At 47.3% G+C, this 24675-nt stretch carries 21 protein-coding genes; 17 read left to right on the top strand and 4 right to left on the bottom strand.

Going from position 1 to position 24675, the window contains the following annotated elements:
• Window positions 1–322 precede the first annotated feature (322 nt).
• Window positions 323–796, bottom strand: a complete 474-nt coding sequence (locus tag F0265_RS20060; protein ID WP_171750135.1) for a YbaK/EbsC family protein — start codon at window positions 794–796, stop codon at window positions 323–325.
• A complete protein-coding gene (ygfZ, locus tag F0265_RS20055) occupies window positions 786–1754 on the bottom strand; it encodes a tRNA-modifying protein YgfZ (RefSeq protein WP_171750134.1) in 969 nt (322 codons plus the stop codon). Before ygfZ ends, F0265_RS20060 begins: the two co-directional genes overlap by 11 nt.
• Before the next feature lie 187 nt (window positions 1755–1941).
• On the opposite strand from ygfZ, the gene F0265_RS20050 reads away from it, so the two are divergent.
• Window positions 1942–2202: a succinate dehydrogenase assembly factor 2 gene (locus F0265_RS20050; RefSeq protein WP_006957800.1), complete on the top strand. Its 261-nt coding sequence runs from the start codon at window positions 1942–1944 to the stop codon at window positions 2200–2202.
• 381 nt (window positions 2203–2583) lie between these two features.
• On the opposite strand, the gene nadB is transcribed toward F0265_RS20050, so the two are convergent.
• Window positions 2584–4200: an L-aspartate oxidase gene (gene nadB, locus F0265_RS20045; RefSeq protein ID WP_006957799.1), complete on the bottom strand. Its 1617-nt coding sequence runs from the start codon at window positions 4198–4200 to the stop codon at window positions 2584–2586.
• A 383-nt stretch (window positions 4201–4583) separates the two neighbouring features.
• Here nadB and rpoE point away from each other — a divergent pair, with 383 nt between their 5' ends.
• From rpoE to acpS, 11 genes are all read left to right on the top strand, one after another.
• Window positions 4584–5162, top strand: a complete 579-nt coding sequence (gene rpoE / locus F0265_RS20040; protein ID WP_006957798.1) for an RNA polymerase sigma factor RpoE — start codon at window positions 4584–4586, stop codon at window positions 5160–5162.
• Between the two features lie 26 nt (window positions 5163–5188).
• Entirely contained in the window at window positions 5189–5818 is a 630-nt protein-coding gene (locus F0265_RS20035) for an RseA family anti-sigma factor (RefSeq protein ID WP_171750133.1), read from the top strand.
• Window positions 5815–6780 (top strand): sigma-E factor regulatory protein RseB, encoded by a 966-nt coding sequence (gene rseB, locus F0265_RS20030; protein WP_019274409.1) that lies wholly within the window; start codon window positions 5815–5817, stop codon window positions 6778–6780. The genes F0265_RS20035 and rseB overlap by 4 nt, the downstream gene beginning before the upstream one ends.
• Window positions 6777–7247 (top strand): SoxR reducing system RseC family protein, encoded by a 471-nt coding sequence (locus F0265_RS20025; RefSeq protein WP_171750132.1) that lies wholly within the window; start codon window positions 6777–6779, stop codon window positions 7245–7247. Before rseB ends, F0265_RS20025 begins: the two co-directional genes overlap by 4 nt.
• Before the next feature lie 105 nt (window positions 7248–7352).
• On the top strand, window positions 7353–9146 hold the full coding sequence (gene lepA / locus F0265_RS20020; protein WP_171750131.1) for a translation elongation factor 4: 1794 nt from the start codon (window positions 7353–7355) through the stop codon (window positions 9144–9146).
• Window positions 9147–9234: 88 nt separating this feature from the next.
• Window positions 9235–10131 (top strand): signal peptidase I, encoded by an 897-nt coding sequence (gene lepB, locus F0265_RS20015; RefSeq protein ID WP_171750130.1) that lies wholly within the window; start codon window positions 9235–9237, stop codon window positions 10129–10131.
• Window positions 10132–10213: 82 nt separating this feature from the next.
• Window positions 10214–10891 (top strand): ribonuclease III, encoded by a 678-nt coding sequence (rnc, locus tag F0265_RS20010; protein WP_006957792.1) that lies wholly within the window; start codon window positions 10214–10216, stop codon window positions 10889–10891.
• Complete coding sequence (gene era, locus F0265_RS20005) at window positions 10884–11858, top strand: GTPase Era (RefSeq protein WP_171750129.1); 975 nt, start codon at window positions 10884–10886, stop codon at window positions 11856–11858. The genes rnc and era overlap by 8 nt, the downstream gene beginning before the upstream one ends.
• Before the next feature lie 93 nt (window positions 11859–11951).
• Window positions 11952–12680 carry a DNA repair protein RecO gene (recO, locus tag F0265_RS20000; protein WP_006957790.1) on the top strand — a complete coding sequence of 243 codons (729 nt, stop codon included), beginning with the start codon at window positions 11952–11954 and terminating at the stop codon, window positions 12678–12680.
• Complete coding sequence (gene pdxJ / locus F0265_RS19995) at window positions 12677–13408, top strand: pyridoxine 5'-phosphate synthase (RefSeq protein ID WP_171750128.1); 732 nt, start codon at window positions 12677–12679, stop codon at window positions 13406–13408. The genes recO and pdxJ overlap by 4 nt, the downstream gene beginning before the upstream one ends.
• 5 nt (window positions 13409–13413) lie before the next feature.
• Window positions 13414–13797 (top strand): holo-ACP synthase, encoded by a 384-nt coding sequence (gene acpS / locus F0265_RS19990; RefSeq protein WP_171750127.1) that lies wholly within the window; start codon window positions 13414–13416, stop codon window positions 13795–13797.
• On the opposite strand, the gene barA is transcribed toward acpS, so the two are convergent.
• Entirely contained in the window at window positions 13782–16565 is a 2784-nt protein-coding gene (gene barA, locus F0265_RS19985; RefSeq protein ID WP_171750126.1) for a two-component sensor histidine kinase BarA, read from the bottom strand. The genes acpS and barA overlap by 16 nt on opposite strands.
• Before the next feature lie 170 nt (window positions 16566–16735).
• Between barA and rlmD the strand changes: the two genes are divergently transcribed.
• From rlmD to eno, 5 genes are all read left to right on the top strand, one after another.
• Window positions 16736–18055 (top strand): 23S rRNA (uracil(1939)-C(5))-methyltransferase RlmD, encoded by a 1320-nt coding sequence (rlmD, locus tag F0265_RS19980; RefSeq protein ID WP_171750125.1) that lies wholly within the window; start codon window positions 16736–16738, stop codon window positions 18053–18055.
• Window positions 18056–18129: 74 nt separating this feature from the next.
• The gene (gene relA, locus F0265_RS19975; protein WP_038163647.1) at window positions 18130–20349 is read left to right on the top strand and encodes a GTP diphosphokinase; all 2220 of its coding nucleotides are present in this window, start codon (window positions 18130–18132) and stop codon (window positions 20347–20349) included.
• Window positions 20350–20592: 243 nt separating this feature from the next.
• The gene (gene mazG / locus F0265_RS19970) at window positions 20593–21393 is read left to right on the top strand and encodes a nucleoside triphosphate pyrophosphohydrolase (RefSeq protein ID WP_171750124.1); all 801 of its coding nucleotides are present in this window, start codon (window positions 20593–20595) and stop codon (window positions 21391–21393) included.
• A 156-nt stretch (window positions 21394–21549) separates the two neighbouring features.
• Window positions 21550–23190, top strand: a complete 1641-nt coding sequence (locus F0265_RS19965; protein WP_038163652.1) for a CTP synthase — start codon at window positions 21550–21552, stop codon at window positions 23188–23190.
• A gap of 78 nt (window positions 23191–23268) precedes the next feature.
• Window positions 23269–24567 (top strand): phosphopyruvate hydratase, encoded by a 1299-nt coding sequence (gene eno / locus F0265_RS19960; protein ID WP_038513517.1) that lies wholly within the window; start codon window positions 23269–23271, stop codon window positions 24565–24567.
• Window positions 24568–24675: the final 108 nt, after the last annotated feature.

Raw genomic sequence — 24675 nt, 5'->3', positions numbered from 1 at the left:
CGCATAATTGCGGGCGAATAGTCACAGATGCATTACACAAAAAGTGGATGTCCTGAAACAATCAGTGGATTCACTTTTTCGTTGGAGAAGGATTTGTGTGTTTATTACTATTCAAACGCTCAGCAGCTAAACACACCAAGCAATACATCATAATTCGCTCGCACTTTAACCAACGAAAATAAGCATAAACTAAAATATTATTTTTGACTATATATGCTTTCGATTTGAATAATAATTTAAATTGAATATGTTTATTATTGAGATCTTTGTCACATTGAAGTGCAAGTTGTATGACGTGATACAAGAGGATTTGAAAGGCTTATCAACGGCAGATGTCTGCGAGTACTGGATTGCAGAGACGAATGAGGTCATCTCGTGCTAATGCTATCCCTGCCATGTTGGAGCCGCTGCTTATGGTTACCGTCTCTTCGTTCAGGAGCTGGCGATCAAAGACAATCGGCATCTCTGTCGGCAACAGCAGAGGCGTTACTGTGCCAATCTGGTAGCCAGTCAGTTCTTCAACCATGGAGAGATCAACGCAGGTCATTCGGCGGCAACCGAGTAATGCTCGCACTTTTTTGGGATCAACAGATCGGTCACCCGGCGCGCAAGCCAACGCATACAAATCACCCATATCGCGTAATAGCATGGATTTGACCATTTGCGCCGGTCTAACCCCTCGCTGCTGAGCCGCGTCTTCAATGGTGATGGCTGGGGATTGGTGTGGCAGGATATGGAAAGAAACCCGCTGCTCGGTCAAGTAGCGGGTTAGTTTTGTCTCAAACTTATTCGTCATCTTCAAGAGAATACGGCAGTGCTTGCATAGTCCAGATCGAATCTGGCGCATCTTTCAAACGGAAGTGGGTATCAGAGTCAAGGTTATTGGGTAACACGATGAGACCGATGCTTACGCCATCATTGAAGCGGTAGCTACTCATCAACTGGCCTGCGCTACGCCAATTATCACCCACAGAGCGTTCTATTTCCGCTCTGGCTTTGATCTCGGATTCAGAGTGACCTCTGACGATTTGTAATGCGCGCTTATTCATACCACGGTACTTGGCACGAGCGACGGTTTCTTGGCCCGTGTAACAACCTTTGCTGAAGCTAATTCCACCCAGAGCTTGGACGTTAAGCGCTTGAGGAATATGCTCGCTTTGCTGCTCTTGTGTGACTGCAGGTATAGCTGCTTCAATATCCAGTCGAGTCCAGATGTCTTCACAAGCTTTGGTCGCATTTATCGATTGGCATAGTTGTTCCGCAGTAGTGCCATCAATGGCCAGCAACCAGCGTTGCTGATCAATTTTAATCGCGGTACCACCTTCGATAGTTCGCACATCACCGCGTTGTTGTGAGAGCTCTTCAACGACATGATTCGCTTTATCGCCAATTAAGCCCAACAGTACATCGGTACTTTGTGCAAATTCTATTTTGGAGAAAATAGCGTATTTTTTGAGTTCAGCGAGTTCAGTCTCAATCGCGGAGCTTGGCTGTAGCATCGCGTAACCGCCTCGGTGGTGGAACAAGCGGAATACGCTCCACACTTTTCCTTTTGCATCACAATGCGCGCCAAACGTGGCGCTATCTTCAGCCAGTTGAACAACATCACAGGTCACCTGACCTTGTAGGTAAGACTTTTTATCATCGCCTTGTGCGGTGATCATTCCCCACGACGTGAGGTGGGTGAGTACAAGTTCGGGAAGAGAGTCATTGCTAGAAAGAGAAAGTGGAGCAAAGTCGTGTTGCCATTCCATGATGTTTACCTGAATGCTATCGAATAGCGCTATGTTAGCGCTTAAGCACTAACGGAAACAACCTTTCAGCTGTATGGATTTATGCCGTAAATGTGTTAGCTAGCTCGGGAGTGTGACTGAGTTAGTAGTTGTGGGCAATTTTGATTGTTACACTCGGCGCAAACAACCGAACAGGTGAGGAATTAGAATGTACACCACCGAAGAAAAAGCGCGAATTAAATGGGCGTGTCGCCGCGGAATGCTGGAACTGGATGTTGTCATTATGCCTTTCTTTGAAGAGTGCTTTGAAGAATTGAAAGACAATGAGCAGCGTGACTTTGTGTCTCTGCTTGAATGTGATGACCCAGACTTGTTTACTTGGATTATGGGCCACGGTCGCAGTGAAAACTTAGGTCACGCTTCTATGGTTGACAAGATTGTTGCCCACAACCTCAGTAAAGTGCGTTAGGCTTTTCGCCTCAACTTCATTCGTTTCACAACAGGCCAACATCAGTTTCCTGATGTTGGCCTGTTGTTTTTTGATTACTTCCGAACTCCCTCTAACGGCGACTGTTTTTACAGTGGCGTTACTCCTTAAATACCACAGCCAAACAAACTGGCTTGCTGAGCCGATGCAAGGGGGCTTAGTTTTCTCTTCTGCGGATTCCTGCGAAATGGATGGTGAACCCATCGAGATACAAAGAAGTGTTTTGAGCTTAGCCGGGTTCGGAATATTGATCTGGCCTAAAGGCGGCCGTAAGAGAGTGATTTGGCGAGACAGTGTTAAGGAAGAGCACTATCGGCAGTTATTGGTGATGTTAAAAAGGGAGCATTAAGCTCCCTTTAATTATTAAGAATCGATTTTCTCTGGTTCAAGGATGGTGGGGCCGCTGTCTGGGGCGAGCTCCGGATAATCGAGTGTGTAGTGTAAACCGCGGCTTTCCTTGCGTTCCATTGCACAACGCACCATCAGTTCCGCGACTTGAAGTAGGTTACGTAGCTCAAGTAAGTTATTCGAAACCTTGAAGTTACTGTAGTACTCGTGCGTTTCCTGTTGTAGCAACTGAATACGACGTAGCGCGCGTTCTAGGCGCTTATCGGTACGAACAATTCCCATGTAGTCCCACATGAACAGACGCAATTCGTGCCAGTTGTGCTGAATCACAACCTCTTCATCAGAACAGCTAACCTGACTTTCGTCCCATGCTGGAAGAGAAGGAGGAAGTTCGGCAGTATCCATTCGACGGATAATATCATTGGCCGCTGACCACGCATAAACAACACACTCTAGTAATGAGTTCGATGCCATTCGGTTGGCGCCATGCAACCCGGTATAACTCACTTCGCCAATGGCATAGAGTTGAGACAGATCCGTTTCACCTTGCTTATTGACCATTACGCCACCGCAGGTGTAGTGGGCCGCAGGTACAACCGGAATTGGCTCCTTGGTCATGTCGATGCCAAGGTCCATCAGGCGTGTGTAGATGGTCGGGAAGTGCTTCTCGATGAAATCTGCTGGCTTGTGGCTGATGTCCAAATACATACAGTCAGCCCCAAGGCGTTTCATTTCAAAGTCAATCGCACGTGCGACGACATCACGAGGAGCCAATTCTTCTCTCTCATCAAAGTCTGGCATAAAGCGAGTGCCATCCGGACGACGCAGGTAAGCGCCTTCACCACGCAGAGCTTCGGTGAGCAGGAAGTTTCTCGCTTCAGGGTGATACAGGCAAGTTGGATGAAATTGGTTGAACTCCATATTCGCGACTCGGCAGCCCGCTCGCCACGCAATTGCAATACCATCACCAGAGGAAACGTCAGGGTTAGAGGTGTACTGATAAACCTTAGACGCGCCACCTGTTGCCAGTACCACAAACTTGGCTCGAACCGTTTCAACGTGTTCTTGGTTTCGGTTCCAGATATAAGCGCCGACAATTTTCTTGCTGTCGCCACCGACTTTATCTTCGCAGATTAGATCGAGTGCGTTGTGTCGCTCTAGTACCGTGATATTTGGGTGGTTGTGAGCGTTATCTTGCAAGGACGTTTGCATGGCCATACCGGTAGCATCCGCGGCATGCAAAATTCGACGGTGGCTATGACCCCCTTCACGCGTCAGGTGGTAACGAGGTTTTTCGTCACTGTCACCATCTTCACGATCAAATGGGACCCCACCATCGATCAGCCACTGGACACACTCTTTGGCATTTTCAGCGATAAACTCAACGGTTTCTTGCTCGCACAGGCCAGCGCCAGCTATTAGTGTGTCTTCTACATGCGATTCAATACTGTCTGACTCGTCAAAAACAGCGGCAATACCACCTTGAGCGTAATATGTAGCGCCTTCGCTTCTCGGCCCCTTACTCAATACAATGACTTTGCCATATTCCGCGACACGTAACGCTAACGACAGACCGGCTGCGCCACTACCCACCACTAACACATCACATTGATGTTCACGGTTTGCGTTCATAAAACTTTTAAATTCCCGAGTTAAGTTGTACTGGCGCCAATCCAACTTTTTAGCGTCAGCTACAGAGCGTTCCCGCTCTTAAATCAATTTAAAATTGCAATATGGACTCTGAAAATACCAGAGTTAGCTCACTATAGTAGCACTGGAGTGAATGCAATTCTTCGTAAATAACATTGCTTTTGAACTCTTTCGTCCCCACAATCTGGAACAGAAGTTACTGGTCCATCACTTCTCAAATAAAATTCGAAGAAAGTTTGAACTTTATATTCATTACTGAGTCACAATAGTGCTCAAGTAAGCAGTGGTGTCAATACTACATTTTGCATAATTAATGCTCATATCTGACAAGATAGGGGTTAATAACAATAGGAGTACCCGCTCGAATGAACGAGCAGCTGACCGATCAAGTGTTAATTGAGCGAGTTCAGAATGGAGATAAGCAAGCATTTAATTTGTTGGTCACTAAATACCAAAATAAAGTATGTAATCTTATTTCTCGCTACGTCAATAATCCGGGGGATGTACCTGACGTAGCACAAGAAGCATTTATTAAAGCGTATCGCGCTATACCAAGTTTTCGTGGCGAAAGTGCCTTCTATACTTGGTTATATCGAATCGCTGTTAATACTGCGAAAAACCACATCGTCGCTCAGGGTCGTAGACCGCCTGCGCAAGATGTGGATACTGAAGAAGCTGAATATTACGAAACTGGTAGTGCATTAAAAGAAATTTCGAACCCTGAGAACTTAACGTTGTCCAAGGAATTGAAGCAAGTAGTTTTTAGTGCGATCGAAGCACTACCTGATGACTTAAAAACCGCAATGACGTTGCGCGAGCTTGATGGCTTGAGTTACGAAGAAATCGCTGCGGTGATGGATTGTCCTGTTGGAACGGTGCGCTCGCGTATCTTCCGAGCTCGTGAAGCGGTTGAGAAAAAGATTCAACCCCTTTTGCAACGCTAGTACCAGTAACGTTAATGGTGAAAAGAATGGCTGACAAAGAGAAACTTTCAGCACTCATGGATGGAGAGATGGTCGATAAGGCTTTAATCGGTGAATTAGAGCAAGACCAAGCTAGCCTACAAACCTGGAAAAATTACCATTTAATTGGTGATGTGATGCGAGGTGAAGCACCGGAGAAACCGGAGTGGAACATTGCAGACAGCGTTGCACTTGCGCTAGAAGATGAGCCCGCGCATTCAACGTTCACCTCTGGCAAGATTGCCGACATTAATGAACAACGCATAGAAGCGCAGCCGACGCCTTCTCAAGCGCGTCGTCAGTTGCCAGCTTGGCTCAGCCAATTTGGTCAGGTGGCGGTTGCCGCGTGTGTGTCACTCGCTGTGATCTTAGGCGTACAACAATATGGTGGTAGCGACCCTAGCCAACCGGAAACGGAGCAATTGCCTGTTCTGCAGACGATTCCATTTGCTGGCAGTGCTGAACCAGTGAGCTTGACACGTTCTTCGGTGGAACAGCCAACAGCGTCAAGTGAGACTAACGTGCAGGAGCAGCGCCGTCGAATTAACGCCATGCTTCAAGACTATGAATTACAGCTTCGCCTCAATAGCGATAACGCTGTAGAGCATAATGACAACCCAGAAACGGTAGTTGAATGAGAAAATTTCTGATCAGTGCGCTGACACTGTTCAGTTTGAGTTCGCCACTAGCCTTTGCAGAAGAAAAACCTGCAGAGGCTTTGTTGCATCAAATGAACGAAGCCAGTCAGCATCTCAATTATGAACTGTCTTATATCCTGATTAAGAAAAACAGCATCGAACCTTTGCTGTATCGCCACGCTCGCAGCGAAGATCAGCAACTCGCTCACCTTGTTTACCTAAGTGGACCTGTACGTGAAGTGATTCGCCGAGGTGATGAGGTCAGTTACATTGAGCCTGGTGTTGAGCCGTTTACCATTGAGTCCGGTAACATGGTTGCTCCGACTATCCCGCTTCTAAATTCTAATGTTGATGAGCTGAGTGAGATTTACGACTTTATTCAAGTCGGTCGAGCGCGTGAAGCGGGCGCGGCTTGTCAAGTATTGAGAATTGCTCCGAAAGACGGGTTACGCTATTCCTATATCCTGTGGATCGATGAGCAAACTAAGCTTCCACTAAGAGCTGATCTGGTTGATCGTGATGGCGAAGTGTTGGAACAGTTCCGCACCATTTCCTATAGCGTCAACGATCAGATTTCCGATATTCTTAGCGGTTTGAACACCGTTAAATTGCCCGATGTACTGTCTCTGCCAAAAGGCGAACTAGAGAAAAGCTTTTGGACGGTCGGCTGGATTCCGAAAGGGTTTGAATCCAAAGAGTTGAACCGTTATCGAATGGCGAATACTAACCGCATGGTCGAAACCCAGATGTACACTGATGGTCTGTTTAGTTTTTCCATCTATGTGTCTGAGAGTGACAATTACTCACTTAAAGGTCAGCTGGTTCGTCAAGGGCGCCGTACACTTCACAGCTTCGTAAAAGGTGACAAAGAGATCTCTGTGATCGGAGATATTCCGCCTGCAACCGCTAAGCGAATTGCTCAATCGGTCACCATCAATAAACAAGCGAGTGCCACGCAATGATGACCGCTTTAGCGACAGTATCTGCAGTGAAATCAGGGTCTAAGGGCTATGATGTGGAGCTGAGTTGTGAACAGCAAACCAGCTGCAGCAGTTGCTCGTCGCAAAAAAGCTGTGGTACCGGCATTGTCTCGAAAGCGGTGGGGAACAAGTCTCTGCACTGGCACCTAGTGACCAGCAAACGGGTTAAAGAAGGCCAGGTGGTGGAAATCGGCTTACCGGAAAAAAGCCTGCTGCAATCGGCCGCGGTGGTTTATTTAGTCCCGTTGTTTGCCATGATCCTAGGCGCTGTGGTTGGACAGTGGCTATTAGCGCCTGCGTTTGGTCTTGGCGAGGGTATTGCTATCCTGACATCTGCTATCTTTACTGTGGCAGGCATTTATGGCGCAAAAAGTCTGGCCGTTAATTTTGAACGCCAGTCGCTGCGAGAAGTCATATTACTTCGGGTTTTGGGAGATCCAATTAGCTAGTGCGAAGTGCACAGAAATTGGGTAGAATCTGCCAACTTGATTGAAACGCCGTCACAAGACGGCTTTCTTATGTCCCTATTTTAAAGAGTTTAGTCACACCAAATCATGAAGCACATTCGTAACTTTTCGATTATCGCCCACATCGACCATGGTAAGTCGACCCTATCAGACCGTTTGATCCAAGACTGTGGTGGATTGAGTGACCGTGAAATGGCAGCTCAGGTTCTGGACTCCATGGACCTTGAACGTGAGCGTGGCATCACTATTAAATCTCAAAGTGTGACACTCAACTATACCGCTAAAGACGGTGAAACCTACCAATTGAACTTCATCGATACTCCAGGGCACGTTGACTTCGCCTACGAAGTTTCTCGCTCTCTAGCAGCATGTGAAGGTGCGTTGCTGGTGGTTGATGCTGGTCAGGGTGTTGAAGCTCAGACGTTGGCTAACTGCTATACCGCGATCGAAATGGATCTGGAAGTGGTGCCAATTCTGAACAAGATCGATCTACCCGCTGCAGATCCTGAGCGAGTAGCAGAAGAGATCGAAGAAATTGTTGGCATCGATGCGATGGAAGCCACGCGCTGTTCGGCTAAAACGGGCCTAGGTATTGAAGACGTACTAGAAAACATCGTCTCTGCGATTCCGGCACCAGAAGGTGATCCAGAAGCGCCACTGCAAGCTTTGATCATTGACTCTTGGTTTGATAACTACCTAGGTGTTGTTTCTCTGGTCCGTATTAAAAATGGCGTCCTGAAGAAGAACGATAAGATTAAGGTGATGAGCACTGGCCAAGTTTGGGGTGTGGATCGTCTTGGTATCTTCACACCTAAGCAGGAAGACACGACAGAACTGCAAACGGGTGAAGTAGGTTGGGTTGTCTGTGGTATCAAAGATATCCTAGGTGCGCCTGTTGGTGATACGCTAACGCTAGCTAAGCACGGTTGTGAAGAACCGTTACCAGGGTTTAAGAAAGTGAAGCCTCAGGTATACGCCGGATTATTCCCAGTCTCTTCGGATGACTACGAAAACTTCCGTGATGCACTAGGTAAACTGAGCCTAAACGATGCGTCTCTGTTCTATGAACCAGAAAACTCAGCCGCTCTAGGCTTTGGTTTCCGCTGTGGTTTCCTCGGCATGCTGCACATGGAAATCATCCAAGAGCGTCTGGAGCGTGAATACGATCTCGACCTGATTACCACTGCGCCAACGGTAGTGTACGAAGTAGAGCAAACGGATGGCGAAACTCTTTACGTTGATAGCCCTGCTAAGTTACCAGCAGTGAATGATATCGAAGAAATTCGTGAGCCGATTGCGCGTTGTAACATCCTTGTACCTTCAGATTACTTAGGTAATGTGATTACTCTGTGTGTTGAGAAGCGTGGCGTTCAGGTTGATATGGTGTATCACGGTAACCAAGTTGCTGTGACTTACGATATTCCGATGGCGGAAGTGGTACTCGATTTCTTTGACCGTTTGAAATCAACGTCTCGTGGTTATGCGTCTCTGGATTACAACTTCCAGCGTTTTGAAGCGTCTAACATGGTTCGTGTTGATGTACTTCTCAACGGTGACAAAGTGGACGCACTGGCATTGATTACGCACAAAGATCAATCTCAGACTCGTGGTCGTCAGCTCGTAGAGAAAATGAAAGAATTCATTCCACGTCAGATGTTTGATATTGCGATTCAAGCTGCGATTGGTAACCATATTATTGCGCGCTCAACGGTTAAACAGCTACGTAAGAACGTAATCGCAAAATGTTATGGCGGTGACGTGAGCCGTAAGAAGAAGCTACTGAAGAAGCAGAAAGAAGGTAAGAAACGTATGAAGCAGATCGGTAATGTAGAGCTGCCTCAAGAAGCCTTCTTAGCGATCTTACACGTAGGTAAAGATTAATTTGTTGGGTAACGACTCAATATAAGAACTTGTTAAGTGAAAGGGTTTCGGCTCTTTCACTTTCGTATTTTTGAGGTAAGGGAAGTCAATGGCAAATGCATTTTCACTGATCTTGGTTATTATCACTCTGGTCACTGGTATTGTTTGGGTGCTGGAAAAGCTGGTGTTTGCGAAGAAACGTCAGACTAAACTCGCTGCAGTTGAGGCTCAGACAAACGGACTGGATACTGCGACTGCCGAACAAGTGGAAAAGCAACCGTGGTGGATTGAAAACAGTGTTTCAATTTTCCCTGTCATTGCGGCTGTTTTGGTATTGCGCTCGTTTATCTACGAACCGTTCCAAATCCCTTCAGGCTCAATGATGCCGACATTACTGGTTGGAGATTTTATTCTGGTTGAGAAATACGCATACGGTCTGAAAGACCCAGTGTGGCGTACACAACTGGTTGAAACGGGTAAGCCAGAGCGTGGTGACATCGTGGTATTCAAATATCCACCTCAGCCAAACATTGACTACATCAAGCGCGTTGTTGGCCTACCGGGTGATACGGTGCGTTACAGCAGCAAGAAAGAAGTGTGTGTTCAACCTAAAGGCGAAAGCCAATGTATTCAGGTGCCGTTGTCGAATGTGGAAGAAAGTCCATTTATTCAAGATGGCGTGCCACTGGTTCAACTGAATGAAAAACTGGGTGAAGTTGAACACCAAATTTTGGTGAACCCATTACGCCGCGATCGCGTGTCGGCTTATCAGCCGCGTGGTGGTGTTAATGAGTGGGTTGTGCCAGAAGGTCAGTACTTTGTGATGGGGGATAACCGTGACAATAGTGCAGACAGCCGCTACTGGGGCTTTGTTCCAGAGGCGAATCTGGTTGGTAAAGCGGTTGGTATTTGGATCAGCTTCGAGTTCGAACGCAGTGCAGATAGCTTCTTACCATCATGGATTCCAACTGGTGTTAGGTTTAACCGCATCGGTGGTATTAACTAATTTCTCGTTATATTTGATGTCGCAGCCGTATTGGCTGCGTCAACTCAACTATAGAGAATGAAAAATAATTTATTGAGAGAGCATGAATTCTCCTATTGCCAAACTAGAGAAAAAGCTCGGCTATCAGTTCAATGATGCAGAGCTTATTAACTTAGCGCTGACTCACCGCAGTGCTCATGGAAAACATAATGAGCGTCTTGAGTTTCTGGGCGATTCAATTTTAAGTTTTGTCATTGCTGACGATCTTTATCACCGTTTCCCGAAAGTGAATGAAGGGGACATGAGCCGTATGCGCGCGACACTTGTTCGTGGTAATACGCTGGCGGAGCTAGGTCGAGAATTCGAACTAGGAGATCACTTAAAATTAGGTCCAGGTGAATTGAAGAGTGGCGGCTTCCGTCGTGACTCAATTCTGGCTGACGCTGTTGAAGCTATCATAGGTGCAATCTACCTAGACAGTGATATTGAAGTGGTGCGTGGCATTATCCTTAGCTGGTATAAGCAACGCCTTGAAGCGATCCAACCGGGTGTTTCTCAGAAAGACCCTAAAACGCGTCTTCAAGAGTTCCTGCAGGGACGAAGAAAACCACTGCCTGTCTATACAGTGACTAATATTAAAGGTGAAGCACACAACCAGCAGTTTACTGTGTCGTGTGAAGTCGCAGGTGTCGGATCGCCTGTAATAGGTAAAGGCACCAGCCGCCGCAAGGCAGAACAAGCGGCTGCGGAACTAGCACTAGAGCAACTGAGCAATGACTGATTCAACAGATAACAACGAATTCGACATCGATGCGTTTTTCTCATCGAGTGGAGAAGTGAGTTCACCGGAAAACCAACATTGTGGCTTTGTTGCTATTGTTGGTCGTCCAAACGTGGGCAAATCAACGCTACTGAACCGAATTCTTGGGCAAAAAATTTCGATCACTTCTCGTAAGCCCCAAACAACACGTCACCGCATTATGGGTGTCGACACAGAAGGTGATTATCAGGCGATTTATGTCGATACTCCAGGTCTTCACATTGAAGAGAAGCGTGCGATCAACCGCTTAATGAACCGCGCTGCCAACTCATCATTGAGTGATGTGAACCTAGTGTTTTTCCTTGTTGACGGTACTCACTGGACCAAAGACGATGAAATGGTGCTGACTAAGCTGCAGAAGTCGAACTTCCCAGTGGTATTGTGTGTCAACAAAGTCGATAACGTACAAGATCGTAACGACGTTATGCTGCACATGATGGACATGTCGAAGAAGATGGAATTCGTTGATGTGGTGCCTATCTCCGCGAAGCAGGGCAAAAATATCGATGTTCTGCGTAAGCATGTACGTGAACACTTACCTCAAGCGGCCCATCACTTCCCAGAAGAGTATGTTACTGACCGTTCTCAGCGCTTTATGGCGTCGGAAATTGTACGTGAGAAGCTCATGCGCTTCACAGGTGAAGAGTTGCCATATTCGGTGACGGTAGAAATTGAACGTTTTGATTACAACCCTGAAACCGATGGCTTCCATATCAATGCACTGATTCTGGTTGAACGTAATGGCCAGAAGAAAATGGTGATTGGTAAAGGCGGTGAGAAAATCAAGACCATAGGCCGTGAAGCACGTCTGGACATGGAAGAACTTTTCGGTCGTAAAGTGTACCTGGAAACGTGGGTTAAAGTGAAATCTGGCTGGGCTGATGATGAACGTGCATTGCGTTCATTGGGCTACATCGACGATTTATAAGCTTGGCAGCGAATTCACTTCGCTCCAACATGAGTTAGAATAAGGAGCCATCAGGCTCCTTATTTTTTATGTAACATTCATCTGGCAATCTCTATGACCTCAGAAGGCTTACAGCGTTGTTTCGTTCTTCATCGTCGTCCTTACAGTGAGTCGAGTTTAATTCTCGATGTCTTCAGTGAGGAGTTCGGTCGTGTCACTTTAATGTCTAAAGGCGCGCGCAGTAAACGCTCAAACCTCAAAGGCGCGTTGCAGCCTTTTACGCCTCTATTACTTAAGTGGTCGGGTAAAGGATCGATGAAGACACTGCGTCAGGCGGAGCCGATCAGTCTGGGCTTGCCACTGACGGGTATCAACCTTTACTCCGCCATGTATGTCAACGAGTTGATTGGGCGAGTGCTGATGGCTGAAGTGTCAATGCCGGCCCTATTTCATGATTACCTGCATGCTCTTACTGAACTGGCTCAGTGTGAAAATCCGGAACCGGCATTGCGCCGTTTTGAACTGGCACTGCTGTCTGCAATGGGGTATGGCGTCGACTTTCTGCATTGCGCGGGTACTGGAGAGCCGATTGAACCTGAGATGACCTATCGCTATCGAGAGCAAAAGGGGTTTATCGCTTCAGTCCGACGTGACAATCTGACCTTCGTTGGTAATGAGCTGATCGCGATTAGTGAGCGAAGGTTCACCACAAAAGAACAACTTAAAGCGGCAAAACGCTTTACACGTATAGCATTAAAGCCGTATCTTGGCGGCAAACCATTAAAGAGTCGGGAGCTATTTATGCAAATCTTAGCGCCCAAATCACGGAGTATTGGAAAATGAGCTCAATCTATCTGGGTGTTAACATCGATCACATTGCCACATTACGTAACGCGCGCGGTACTAAGTACCCAGATCCTATTCATGCAGCAGAAGTCGCCGAGCGTGCTGGAGCAGATGGTATTACCATTCACCTCAGAGAAGACCGTCGTCATATTGTTGATCGTGATGTGCGTATCCTAAGTGAAACGATCCAAACTCGCATGAATCTTGAAATGGCTGTGACGGATGAGATGGTTGAAATTGCTCTGCAAACCCAACCTGAATACGTGTGTTTGGTACCAGAAAAGCGCGAAGAATTGACTACCGAAGGTGGTTTGGATGTGGCTGGCCACGTAGAAAAGATCAAAGCAGCGACCAAAGTACTGACGGAAGCGGGTATTAAAGTCTCATTATTTATTGATGCTGATCGTGAACAGATTGATGCAGCAAAAGCGTGTGGCGCGCCTTACATCGAGCTGCACACTGGTCATTATGCGGATGCTGAGAACGATGAAGATCAGCAAGATGAGCTGAAGAAAATTGCAGCTGGCGCAAGCTATGCGGCTGACTTAGGTATCACCGTGAATGCAGGCCATGGTCTGACTTACCATAACGTAGCTCCGATTGCTGCTATCCCTGAAATCTATGAACTGAACATCGGTCACTCTATCATCGGTCGTGCAGCATTTGATGGCTTGCATAAAGCGGTGGCAGACATGAAAGCACTGATGGTCGAAGCGCGTAAGTAACCGCAATGGCGATCGTTGGTTTAGGGACAGATATTGCGGAAATTGAACGTGTTGAAAAGGCACTGTCCCGCAGTGGTGAAGCGTTCGCCCGACGTATTTTAACTGATGTCGAGCTACAACGCTTCCAATCGCTTAAGCAGCAGGGGCGGTTTTTAGCCAAGCGCTTTGCAGCTAAAGAAGCGGCGTCGAAGGCATTGGGAACTGGCATTGCATTGGGGGTGACTTTCCATGACTTCACCATTACCAATGATGAACACGGCGCGCCACTTCTGTCTTTGTCTGGTAAAGCCCTAGAATTTGCCCAAAAAAAACAGGTGGAGAATATCCACCTGTCCATTTCAGATGAACGGCACTACGCAGTTGCTACCGTTATTTACGAATCTAAATAAGGCGCCGCACTCGCGGTGACCTTCTCCATTTCATCTTGCAGTTCAAACAACTCGGGCTCGATATCTTCAAAGCTTGCGCCTGAGCGCAGAGCTTTCTCGATGGTGGCACAGACTTTTTTCAGCCTTGGGACACCGCAATATGAGCTGCTGCCGTGGAGCTTGTGTACGTGATGAATCAGCGTTTCGCTGTCAAAGTCATCGTCCTCCAGTGCAGCTTCTACCACATTGCTAACCTCCGGAATAAAGTCGATCAGCATTTGCAACATATCACGGGCAAGATCTTCTTTGTTGGCGGATTGTTTTAGCGCCGCTTGCCAGTCGATGATGATGTTGTCATGTTCTATTACGGCAGACGAAGATAGCTCTGAAGGCTCAACGTCGGGCGGTAAGTCGAGCTTCTCCATTTCAGATTCCGTAGTATTCGGGTTCCAGTGCATTAATACTTGCTGCAGTACATGTTCCTCAATTGGCTTGGTGAGATAATCATCCATGCCCGCGCCGAGGAGTCTGTCGCGCTCTCCGCTCATCGCGTGTGCGGTAACCGCGATCACAGGCGTGTTGGCATTAAGCTCAGTCTGCTTGATTTTGCCACAAGCGGTTACGCCATCCATATGTGGCATTTGAATGTCCATCAGGATGATATCGAAATGCTGAGTTTCCGCTTGAGCCACCGCATCGAGGCCGTTGGTGCAAGTCACCACTTTTTCGACCCGCTCCTGAAGGAGGGCGCTGATCAGTTTCAGGTTGGCTGGGTTGTCATCGACGGCCATAACCGTTAAAGGTAGCGTCTCGTTGTAAGCCGGCTCAATCTCAATCATTGGCAAGCTTTCTTGATTGGCGGCTAACGTTTGTAGCAGTTTTCGACGGGACAACGGCTTAGTGATGCAATGAACATGGTGTGTCTGGATAAGGTGATCTGACAACGCCAGAGCAGTACTTGGGATACCCACCACCACTTGAGGTGCACATTGCTGGGCCTGTTTCACCCACTGTTCAACCAGCTCAGCTTCGTTGGTTTTGTTCGGCGCGAGATTAAGTAGCACATAATCGAACTGGCTAGCTTCTTCCGGGATTGATGAGCGGTAGGTGACAATCAGTCCTTCTTGTACCAGGGTTTGTTGCGTCACCGAGGCTGCTTGCATGTTCGGCTCGACGAGTAGCAAAGTACGTTGTCGCAGTACTTGAGTTTCCAGTAAGTCGCTCACTGGCATGTCTGTTGAGTTGAGCCTGAGCGTAAACCAGAAAGTTGAGCCTTGGTGCAGGCGACTGGTTAAGCTGATTTCTCCCCCCATCTGACTCACGAGTTTTTGGGTGATGACCAGACCAAGCCCTGTCCCGCCGTAACGGCGAGAAATGCTAGCGTCTGCTTGACTGAATGCTTGGAACAGTTGAGCTTGCTGGCGCTCGGAAATACCAATACCGGTATCGCGCACCATAAACTGTAATTCAACCGCATCTTCTTTCTGAGAACGCAGCTCGACACTGATGTCGATGTTGCCCCGCTCGGTAAATTTGATCGAGTTACCTACTAGGTTAGTGAGTACCTGCTGGATCCGCAGCGGGTCACCAACTAATCCTGCCGGGATCTTAGGATCGACTTTAAGGGTTAGTTCTAGGCCTTTTTCATGGGCGCTGGTGGCTTGCAAGCTCACTACTTCCTCGAGGGTTTCCTGGAACTCAAACGGAATATTCTCCAGTGCCAACTTGCCTGCTTCCAGTTTAGAGAAGTCCAGAATGTCATTTATGATATTGAGCAGGTTATTGGCTGACTTTTCGATGGTCTGCAAATAGTCCGCTTGGCTGTTGGTCAATTTGGTTTTGAGCATCTGACGAGTAAAGCCAATCACGCCATTCAACGGTGTGCGAAGCTCATGAGACATATTGGCAAGGAACTCGGATTTCACGCGCGCCGCCTCCTGTGCGCGTTTCTTCGCAATATCCAATTCGACGTTCTGGATCTCGAGCTGTTCGAGTGTTTCCCGTAAGTCAGAAGTCGCCTGATCGATACTGTGTTGCATCTCCACATGGTATTCCGACAGTGAAACCGCCATGGCGTTGATACCATTTTTAAGAGAATCAAGCTCACCATGCATCTTGCCTTCAATCCGCACATCGAGATGACCGCGACGAATTCTGTCGACCATGTTCTTCATATGAGAAATCGGTCGGGTGACGTCATGCATCAGACGATAGGCAAACACCGCGGACAGCCCCAATCCGGAGAGCAGTACCAGAAACGCTGAGAAAATCTCTTGATATTGTTGCAGGCGCAGGGAAGAGAGATCGAGCTCTACGGCAATGTAGCCAAGGGCTGGATTGGTGTCTTGCCCTTTAGGCGTCGATATCAAGCCGGACTCAGCAATGATCGGCGCGCGCAAAATCAGTGTGTTTTCCTGAAGATCAGACGTCACCAGCAGAGGAATAGGTTCATTGCGTGGAAAGGTTAGGGATTCAAAGTTCGGATGAAAGTTGGAAGTAACGAATAAATCGTGGTTGTAATCGAAAACGGCGATACTGCGAACAAACTTTGAGTTTTTCCGGTGCGCATAACTGATAATTCGACGGACAGATTCGCGGCTGTTGTTTTTCAGCCCCTCTTCGCTGGCAATCGCCAGAGGTTCAATAATACTTAAGCCTGAATTGATGACCTGCTTTTCCAAGTCGTGGTAGCGATTAAAGGAGAAAAACGCACTCAGTAACAGGCCAATGATCAACGTCGGCGCGAGTGTGAGGGTAATAACGCGGGCGCGTAAGCCATATCTTGTCATTATTGTCTAAACATCGTGGTGTGGATATGGGAAAATAACTTCCACAAATAAAAGAAGCCGTCGAATCCTTAAGCATAATAAACTCGTTCGGCTCAGACAATGATTCAGGCCTGAAAAGGTGACGCCTGGACAGCAATACAGAGCAATAGTTAAAAGGCACAGAGCAAAGCATGGCGCGTTTCTTCCAACCGAAAAAGAAAACTCAACTCAACACTAAGCATCAATCGTTGAAAATCGAAAAACTCGATCATCATGGTGCAGGCATTGCCTATCAAAACAAGAAGCCAATTTTTATTGAAGGGGCACTGCCGGGAGAGCAAGTGTTAGCTCAGTTGACCGAAAGCAAGAGTAAGTTCTCACGAGCGACGCTGATTAAGGTGCAAACGCCGAGTGAACAACGAGTTGAGCCTTTCTGCCCACATTATCAGCAATGTGGGGGCTGTAATATGCAGCACCTGAGTAGTGAGCACCAGCAGATGCACAAACAGCAAACGCTGAGCCAATTGATGAGCAAGTTTGCTGGGCAGAGCCTCAGTTTAGAGGCCCCGATAGTGGGCGAACCGCAAGGCTACCGTCGCCGCGCTCGCATCAGTGTCATGGTGGATAAAAAAACGCGTAATCTGAAGTTTGGTTTCCGTAAAAAGCAGAGTAAAGACATCGTCACTCTGACTCACTGCCCCGTTTTGGCGCCGGAATTGGATGAGTTATTGCCTGAGTTATATGCGTTGCTAACGCGCTTTTCTCAACAAGAGAACATTGGTCATGTCGAGTTGGTGAAAGCTGACAACACGCGCATTCTGGTTTTACGTCATCTCAAGCCTCTGAAAGATAAAGATCATGCTGCGCTGTTTGAATTTGCCACGCTCAATCAGATTACGCTTTATCTGATGCCAAACAACGAACAGCTGGTGCTTGAAGCCGGTGAAGCGGGTGTTTATCAGGAAACGGGCGTCACCATCCCGTTCGAGCCAAATAATTTCATTCAAGTTAATCAACAAGTGAATGCACAGATGGTTACTCAGGCGTTGGATTGGTTGGCGTTATCTGAGCAAGACCGAGTGTTAGATTTGTTTTGTGGGCTAGGGAACTTCAGCCTCCCCATCGCTAAGCAGGTAAAAAGCGTTACCGGTGTGGAAGGGGTTGATGAGATGGTGAAGAAAGCCACTCATAATGCTCAAGTTAACCAGATTGAGAATGCCCAGTTTTATCAGGCAAATTTGGAACAAGATATGTCTGGTCAGCTCTGGGCGAGAGAAAAATTTGATAAAATACTGCTCGATCCAGCACGAGCTGGCGCCAGTGGAATTGTCGAGCAAGTTTCTGCGCTAGGTGCGACAAGAGTCGTTTATGTTTCTTGCAATCCTGCTACTCTAGCCCGAGATTCTCAGAGCTTGCTAAGTCAGGGATTCGAGTTAAAGAAACTGGGGATGTTAGATATGTTCCCCCATACCAGTCACTTAGAATCAATGGCGCTTTTTGTGAAGGATTAATGCGAACTTAGCCAGTGGTGAGCAGTCTCAACACGGGGTAGGTCGAAGATAAAAAGTATAACAGGACGAAGACGATGGTTGCGGTAAGAAGCGCACATTTGAATCAAGACGAACAGTTTGAACTAGATAATTGGATTGCGAGCCTAGAGCAAGACAATAAAGTGTCGAAACGCCTTAAAGAAGTGTATCGCCACTGTGAAACCATTCTACAAGATAACGATCAAGGTCCACTGCTGTTATGGCGTGGGCGTGAAATGATCGAAATTCTCATCACTCTCTCCATGGACAAAGCCACCTTAGTGGCTGCTTTGTTGTTTCCAGTAGTGTCCAGCGGGGCTTATGAACGTGAAGCGCTGGAAGAGGATTTCGGTAAAGAAACGATCAAATTGATTGATGGCGTTGAGGAAATGGCGGCACTGGGGCAACTCAATGTCACTATGGAAGGCAGCGCTGCCTCGGCTCAGGTAGATAATGTCCGCCGCATGCTATTAGCGATGGTCGATGACTTTCGCTGCGTGGTCATTAAGCTTGCTGAACGTATCTGTAATCTGATCGAGGTAAAGAAAGCGCCAGACGAAGTTCGCCAAGCCGCGGCGAAAGAGTGTTCAAACATCTACGCACCTCTGGCAAACCGCCTTGGTATTGGTCAGTTGAAATGGGAAATTGAGGATTACGCTTTCCGTTATCAGCAGCCTGACACCTATAAACAGATCGCGAAACAGCTTTCTGAGCGCCGCATCGTGCGTGAACAATACATCACGGACTTTGTGGATGATCTCTCTAATGAAATTACCTCTTCAGGCATCAATGCGGAAGTGAGTGGGCGTCCTAAGCACATCTACAGTATCTGGCGCAAAATGCAGAAGAAGAGTCTGGCATTTGATGAGCTGTTTGATGTTCGCGCCGTTCGTATTATCGCCGACAAACTTCAGGACTGTTACGCCGCGCTAGGCGCAGTGCATACCAAATACAAACACCTGCCAAGTGAGTTTGATGATTACGTTGCGAACCCAAAACCGAACGGGTATCAGTCAATCCACACTGTGATTCTCGGCCCGGAAGGGAAAACCATCGAGATCCAGATTCGTACTAAAGACATGCACGAAGACTCGGAGCTTGGCGTTGCAGCGCACTGGAAATACAAAGAAGGTGGCGGCGGCCGAAGTGGCTACGACGAGAAAATTACTTGGCTGCGTAAACTGCTTGATTGGCAAGAGGAAATGTCAGATTCGGGCGAGATGCTTGATGAAGTGCGTAGTCAGGTATTTGATGATCGAGTGTACGCGTTTACGCCTCGTGGTGATGTGGTCGACTTACCAATGGGCGCGACACCGCTTGATTTTGCTTACCACATTCACTCAGAAGTGGGGCACCGTTGTATCGGCGCCAAAGTTGCAGGCCGTATTGTGCCGTTTACCCATAAACTGACGATGGGTGATCAGGTCGAAATCATCACGGCTAAAGAGCCTAACCCGTCTCGTGACTGGCTGAATCCATCAATGGGATTTGTCACATCGGGTCGAGCGCGCGCTAAGATCAATGCCTGGTTCCGTAAGCAATCGCGTGAAAAGAACCTTGAAGCGGGTCGAGAGATTCTTGAAGCAGAACTGGCCAAAATCAACGCGACACTGAAAGACGCCGAGCAGTACGCGTTGAAGCGCTTTAACGTCAACAGTGCCGATGAATTGTATGTTGGTGTCGGCAGTGGTGACTTGCGTATCAACCAGATCATTAACCACATTAATGCTTTGGTGAACAAGCCAACGGCAGAGGAAGAAGATCAGCAAGCGCTAGAGAAGCTACAGGAAGCCGAGACCAAAGCGCCTGCGCAAAGCCGTCCTAAAAAAGATGCAGTGGTTGTGGAAGGGGTCGATAACCTGATGACGCACCTTGCACGCTGTTGCCAGCCGATTCCAGGGGATGAGATTGCAGGTTACATCACTCAAGGTCGAGGTATTTCGGTTCACCGCGCCGACTGTGAACAGCTTGAAGAACTGCGTCATCACGCACCAGAGCGTATCATCGACACCGTGTGGGGCAGTGGTTTTGTCGGTTCTTACATCCTGACCGTCCGTGTGGAAGCGATGGAGCGTGGTGGTCTACTCAAAGACATCACCACCTTGTTTGCCAACGAGAAGATCAAAGTAACCAGCATGAAGAGCCGTGTTGATTACCGTAAACAGCTATCGATTATGGACTTTGATCTAGAGGTCACTAACATCGAGATTCTGCAGCGTGTGTCGAAGCGAGTTGAACAGATTAAAGATGTTATGTCGGTAAAACGCCTAGGCTAGTTTTTACGTCGTATTTGGCTTTCTAACTGCGTTAACTTCACTATACTCGCTCCATCACATAGGCAAGCTATGTTCAGGAGTCTCGTAAGTTTGTTGCCTTGTTAGAAGAGCCAACTACTTAGTAAAAAAAGAGTGGTCATTCCCTAGAGTGAAACGAGCGACTGGGGATGACAATAAATTTTTAAAGGTGAGTGGTTGTACCGCTCACCTTTTTCTTTAGATAGGTTTAAAGGAACAAAGATTATGAATCACCCGATTGAACGATTAGAAGCGATTATGGCGCAGCTTCGTGACCCTGAGAATGGTTGTCCGTGGGATCTAAAACAAAGCTTTGACACTATTGTTCCGCATACCATTGAGGAAACGTACGAAGTGGTGGATGCGATTCATAATCGTGACTGGCCAAATTTGCAGGAAGAGCTGGGGGATTTGTTGTTTCAGGTGATTTTCTACAGCCAGCTGGCAAAAGAGCAAGGGTTGTTTGAATTTTCAGATGTTGTTGACACAGTGAATGAGAAGCTGACTCGCCGTCATCCCCACGTCTTTTCTGATGTTGAATTTGAATCAGACGAAGAAATCAACGCCAACTGGGAAGCGGAAAAAGCCAAAGAAAAAGCCGAAGTCGGCAAACAAGAACAAAGTATCCTAGACTCAATACCGAATTCGCTCCCGGCCCTTTCACGAGCCACCAAAATTCAGAAAAAGTGCGCTAAATTTGGTTTTGATTGGGACTCGCTTGGTCCGGTTGTCGACAAGGTGCGCGAAGAGGTCGATGAAGTCATGGATGAGGCGCTGCAAGTGGCCCCCGATGATGAAAAAGTAGAGCTTGAGCTGGGGGATTTGTTGTTTGCGGTCGTCAACTTAAGCCGTCACCTTGGGCAAAACCCTGAATCGGCACTTAGCAAAGCAAACCTCAAGTTTTCTCGTCGATTTAAAGGTGTTGAGAAGATGGTAGCTGAGCAAAGTAAGCAGTTGACGGACTTCAATTTACAGCAACTTGATAACATGTGGGATGAGGTGAAACGGCGAGAGTTGAGACAATAAACCCAATGTGTCGAGCTGCTCGAATTTGATTTGAAGCAAAAAATAAAAAATTACAGTGTGATAGATTTCACGTTGTGGCGATAAGGGTCTTCTGGTATATTTATCTCCCGTCCAGAAGAAATCCATTTCCCTCATTCAACCAATTTCAGGTTAAACATGACGACAAATTACATTTTTGTTACTGGCGGGGTTGTATCCTCTCTAGGTAAAGGTATTGCAGCAGCATCTCTTGCCGCTATTCTTGAAGCTCGTGGTCTTAAAGTGACTATGATGAAGCTTGACCCTTACATCAACGTTGACCCGGGCACAATGAGCCCAACTCAGCACGGTGAAGTGTTCGTTACGGAAGATGGCGCAGAAACTGACCTAGACCTTGGTCACTACGAGCGTTTCATTCGCACCAAGATGACTAAGCGCAACAACTTCACTGCCGGTCGTGTTTACGCAGATGTTCTACGCAAAGAACGTCGCGGTGATTACCTAGGTGCAACGATTCAGGTTATCCCTCATATCACTAACGCCATCAAAGACCGCGTAATCGCAGGTTCTGAAGGCCATGACGTTGCTATCGTTGAAGTCGGCGGTACAGTGGGTGATATCGAATCACTACCATTTATGGAAGCCATTCGTCAGCTAGCAGTCGAGCTGGGCCGTGAGCGTGCTATGTTCATGCACCTGACACTGGTTCCTTACCTTGCCGCAGCAGGTGAAGTGAAAACTAAGCCGACTCAGCACTCAGTGAAAGAGCTGCTGTCTATCGGTATCCAACCAGATATTCTTGTTTGTCGCTCTGATCGCATGATCCCAGCGAACGAGCGTAAGAAGATCGCTCTTTTCTGTAACGTACAAGAAAAAGCGGTTATCTCTATGAAGGACGTAGATTCAATCTACAAGATCCCTCAATTGATCAAATCTCAAGGTCTTGACGACCTGGTTTGTTCTCGTTTCGGTATTTCTGCTCCTGAAGCTGATCTGACTGAGTGGGAACAGGTTATCTATGAAGAAGCAAACCCAACGGCAGAAGTGACCATTGGTATGGTCGGTAAGTACATCGAACTGCCGGATGCTTACAAGTCGGTCAACGAAGCGCTGAAACACGCAGGTCTGAAGAACCGTTTGAGCGTTAAGATTAAGTACGTTGACTCACAAGACGTAGAAACCAAAGGCGAAGAAGCGCTGGAAGGTCTAGATGCTATCCTAGTTCCTGGTGGTTTCGGTGATCGTGGTGTGGAAGGCAAAATCCGTGCGGCGCAATACGCTCGTGAAAACAAGGTTCCTTACCTAGGTATTTGTTTGGGTATGCAAGTGGCACTGATTGAATACGCGCGTAACGTTGCGGGTATGGAAGGTGCACATTCAACAGAATTTAACAAAGAGACAAAGTACCCTGTGGTAGGTTTGATCACAGAGTGGGTAGACGGTGAAGGTAAAGTTGAAGAACGTACCGAAAAGTCTGACCTAGGCGGTACTATGCGTCTTGGTTCGCAGCTATGTCACCTAGAGAAAGGGACTAAAGCTCGTGAACTCTACGGTAGCGCGACGATTCATGAACGTCACCGCCACCGTTACGAAGTGAACAACAATCTGCGTCCAAAAATTGAAAAAGCTGGCCTAAAAGTGTCAGGCCTGTCAGCAGATAAGAAACTTGTGGAAGTGATTGAGAATCCAGCTCACCCATGGTTTGTAGCGGCTCAGTTCCACCCAGAGTTCACTTCGACACCTCGCGATGGTCACCCACTATTCGCAGGGTTCGTAAAAGCGGCTGGTGAATTCCAACGCAGCGAATTAGAGAAGTAAAAAGGATACGGGCAGTGGCGAAGGTTGTGCTGCTGCCTTTTAAATTTGACATTTATATTTGAACGAGAGGAAACATTAATGTCTAAGATCGTTAAAGTTCTAGGTCGTGAAATCATCGACTCACGTGGTAACCCAACTGTAGAAGCTGAAGTACACCTAGAAGGCGGTTTCGTAGGTATGGCTGCTGCTCCATCTGGCGCATCAACTGGTTCACGTGAAGCTCTTGAGCTACGTGACGGCGACAAAGCTCGTTTCCTAGGTAAAGGTGTTCTTAAAGCTGTTGAAGCGGTAAACGGTGAAATCGCTGAAGCTCTAGTTGGTAAAGACGCTAAAGACCAAGCTGCAATCGACGCAGTAATGATCGAGCTAGACGGTACTGAGAACAAATCTAAGTTCGGTGCTAACGCAATCCTAGCTGTTTCTCTAGCTAACGCTAAAGCTGCTGCTGCGGCTAAAGGCATGCCTCTATACGAGCACATCGCTGAGCTAAACGGTACTGCTGGTCAGTTCTCTATGCCTCTACCAATGATGAACATCATCAACGGTGGTGAGCACGCAGACAACAACGTTGACATCCAAGAGTTCATGATCCAACCAGTTGGCGCTAAGACTCTTAAAGAAGGTCTACGTATCGGTGCAGAAGTATTCCACAACCTAGCTAAAGTTCTTAAGTCTAAAGGCTACAGTACTGCAGTTGGTGACGAAGGTGGTTTCGCTCCTAACCTTAAGTCTAACGCTGAAGCTCTAGAAGTTATCGCAGAAGCTGTTGCAGCTGCAGGTTACGAACTAGGTAAAGACGTTACTCTAGCGATGGACTGTGCGGCATCTGAGTTCTTCGACAAAGAAGCTGGCATCTACAACATGAAAGGCGAAGGTAAGACTTTCTCTTCTGAAGAGTTCAACCACTACCTAGCTGAGCTAGCTAACCAATTCCCAATCGTTTCTATCGAAGATGGTCTAGACGAATCTGACTGGGATGGCTTCAAGCACCAAACTGAACTACTAGGTAGCAAGCTTCAACTAGTTGGTGACGACCTATTCGTTACTAATACTAAGATCCTTGCTGAAGGTATCGAGAAAGGCGTAGCTAACTCTATCCTAATCAAGTTCAACCAAATCGGTTCTCTAACTGAGACTCTAGCTGCAATCAAGATGGCTAAAGACGCAGGTTACACAGCAGTAATCTCTCACCGTTCTGGCGAAACTGAAGATGCAACTATCGCTGACCTAGCGGTAGGTACAGCTGCAGGTCAAATCAAGACTGGTTCTATGAGCCGTTCTGACCGTGTTGCTAAGTACAACCAGCTAATCCGTATCGAAGAAGCTCTAGGCTCTAAAGCTCCTTACAACGGTCTTAAAGAAGTTAAAGGTCAGTAATTCCAAGTGAATTATTAGCTTAAAGTTTTAAAAATGCCTCCGATTTCGGGGGCGTTTTTGTTTTTAGGGAAGAGACCAGGCAGTGATAAGTCTGAAGGCACTAATGCT

Source organism: Vibrio sp. RE88 (assembly GCF_013113835.1).
Taxonomy (GTDB): domain Bacteria; phylum Pseudomonadota; class Gammaproteobacteria; order Enterobacterales; family Vibrionaceae; genus Vibrio.
Note: the sequence above shows the minus strand (reverse complement) of the source record. Positions and strands in the feature narration are given on the sequence as shown.